Source organism: Kitasatospora sp. NPDC018058 (assembly GCF_044327205.1).
GTDB lineage: Bacteria > Actinomycetota > Actinomycetes > Streptomycetales > Streptomycetaceae > Kitasatospora.
In genome coordinates, this window is sequence record NZ_JBIRFA010000127.1 from 1 (window position 1) to 2668 (window position 2668).

Consider the following 2668-nt stretch of genomic DNA (forward strand, 5'->3'; position numbering starts at 1 on the left):
GCCGCAGACTCGTGCGTACCCGCGTCCTCGGCGGCGTCATCAATGAGTATTGGTACGCAGCCTGACCAGCAGCGACGACTTTCCGAGCCCCACAGGATCAACCAGCCCAAGCCGGAGACAGTGCCCGCACAACAGTCCATATAGTGTCAAACCGTCTCATTTGACTTGACAACTTCCGGACGGCCAGCTGCTGGCGCACGATTACGGTGGCCGTGGCCTCCGGGATCGGAAGACGCCGACCGAGCCGGTGGGCCTTGTGGTTGTCGTAGACCAGGACCGGCTTGCCGTCCTGGTCACGAGAGAGGCAGTCCCAGGGCAGACGGCAGATCTCATCGGGACGCCGACCCAGCCAGCTGGCCTGGTACACCAGGCCGGAGGCTAAGGACGGCAGGCGGCCCTGCGAGGTGGGTCCCGGACCTGGCGGAGCGTCAGGTAGGGGCTCTACCCTCGTGGGCGAATGCGTCGGGCGGTCGAGTCGTGAGGTATCTCAGGGCGGGAAGAGGAGGGGAGCGCTTCATGTCGAGGGCGGCATTTCGGTTTCCTGCACTGCAGTCGCACGATCCGGACAGTCTCGGGGGCTTTCGGCTGGTGGCGCGGCTGGGCGAGGGCGGTATGGGGCAGGTGTTCCTTGCCCTGTCCCCAGGCGGGCAGCCGGCGGCTGTGAAGGTGATCCGTAACGAGTTCGCCAGGGACGCGGAGTTCGGGCAGCGGTTCGCGCGCGAGGTGGGCGCCGCGCAGAAGGTGCGCGGCGCCCACCTCGCACCGCTGCTGGACGCCGCTCCCCGAGCCGAGCGGCCGTGGCTGGCCACGACGTACGTGGCCGGGCCGTCCCTGCGGGACCTGGTGGTCGAGCACGGGCCGCTGCCGACCGGTCAGGTGACGCTGCTGGCCTGGGGCATCGCCCACGCCCTCGCCGACATCCACGCCGCGAAGGTGGTGCACCGGGACCTCAAACCCGGGAACATCATCCTGGACGAGAGCGGCCCGAAGGTCATCGACTTCGGCATCGTCAAATCCCTGACACAGTCGGTGACCTACACCAGCCACTCCACCCGGATCGGCACCCCGCTGTACATGTCGCCCGAACAGGCCGCGGGCCGGGCCGTGGGTGCGGCCTCCGACGTCTTCGCCCTCGGCTCCACCCTGTACTTCCTCGCCACCGGCCGTGAGGCGTTCGCCGCGGAGAACGAGTGGGCCGTCGCCCACCGCGTCGTCGCTGACACCCCGGACGTCTCTGTCATCGCCCCGCCGTTACGCCAGCTGATTGCCGCCTGCCTGCACAAGGACCCCGACCAGCGCCCGACACCGGTACGTGTGCGGAAGTGGTGCGAGGAGGAGCTGGGTGACGTGCTCGGTCCGGGTGCTTGGATGGGGATCAACGGTGCCCGTGCGGCGATCCAGGAGCGCACCAGCGCTTTGCGTGCCCTCACCGCCCCTGACGCGCTAGCGGCCAGCACCGTCTTCCCCGGTCAGCCGGATTCCCCCAGTGTCACCGCGGACAACGTAGGCGGCAAGACGCCGAGGATCAGGCCTGTCGCATCGTCGGCTCCCGCTGCGGTGCCGGATCCTCAGAACCCACCGGAGCAGGCGCCGAAGCCGACCGCGCTCGCCACTGTGGGCGGCTTGATCGCCACACATGTGACGGAGATCCTCCTGGCAGCGGCGGCGCTCCTCTGTGCGAGCTTGCTGCCGTTTATGTCGGAGACCTGGAAGAAGGAGTCCTCCGGCGCTCAAGTGGCGCGTGTGACCGAGGCCTTCAACTGGCACCACCCATGGGAAGCATTTCCCAGCGGCATCCCCGGGGTGGCAACGGACTGGCAGGTGATACCGGTCGGGATCATCGGCACGGCGGCCGGCCTCGTCTTGGCAGTCCTGGTCTTGCTGGGGCTGGCCAGCGACCATGACCTCAAAATGTGGGGTCGGGCGGCAGGCATGATCTGCGCTGGCTGGATCGTGATCGTCACGCTCCTCGGTCTGTGGGTGCTCGCGATGACACTCGGCCTGGAGATCTCGGATGACAGCAACGCGGGATACACGATTCGTAGCGTGTACATGCCTGGAGGATGGTCGCTACTCCTGGCAAACGGCCTGATGGCCCACGCGCTCTGGCGCACACGGCGATACCTCGAGAGGCAGGCAGCGGGCAGCGCCTGACGCCGGGCTGTGCCCGCTGGTATGCGCCCTATGAGCGGACCAGGTTGCGTCAGTGAGCCTCCTTGCGCCACACGTGTTGCGATCAGTAGGTTCCGAACCCAAGCCACTGACCTGCGAATACTCCGGCAGGCACCACGTCAGGCCTGGCGACCCCCGAGAGAAGCGGCCAGCCAGGGCTGGCGGATCGTCAGGGCGGGAACGCTCACGTGGTTGTCTCCGGTGTCGCGGGTGGGTACGGTCCGGTCCCGGGCGGCCGGCGCTCCCTCTCGGAACGCCAGCCGCCCGACCGGGGCGCTGTTAGAACGGCGGCTCCTCGGAGTAGCCGGCCAGGACCGGGGCGTCCTGGTCGTCCTCGGGGTCATCGTCGTAGTCGAGGTCCTTGTGGTCGATCGGGTCGGCGCCGTCATCAGCGCCCTCCCGAGCAATGCTGAAGACCTGTGGATCGGTTCCGGAAGGAACGCGGAGGGCGTACCTTCCCGAATGATCCTTTGATGGTCTCCGAGTAGGCCCGCGT

2 protein-coding genes are annotated in these 2668 nt (G+C 67.9%); one reads left to right on the forward strand and one right to left on the reverse strand.

Going from position 1 to position 2668, the window contains the following annotated elements:
* Nucleotides 1-516: 516 nt before the first annotated feature.
* Entirely contained in the window at nucleotides 517-2154 is a 1638-nt protein-coding gene (locus ACH4E7_RS45455; protein ID WP_396255105.1) for a serine/threonine-protein kinase, read from the forward strand.
* A gap of 297 nt (nucleotides 2155-2451) precedes the next feature.
* Here the strand turns inward: ACH4E7_RS45455 and ACH4E7_RS45460 are convergent.
* Nucleotides 2452-2668, reverse strand: a 217-nt coding sequence (locus tag ACH4E7_RS45460) for a hypothetical protein (RefSeq protein WP_396255106.1), incomplete at its 5' end; no start/stop codon positions are given.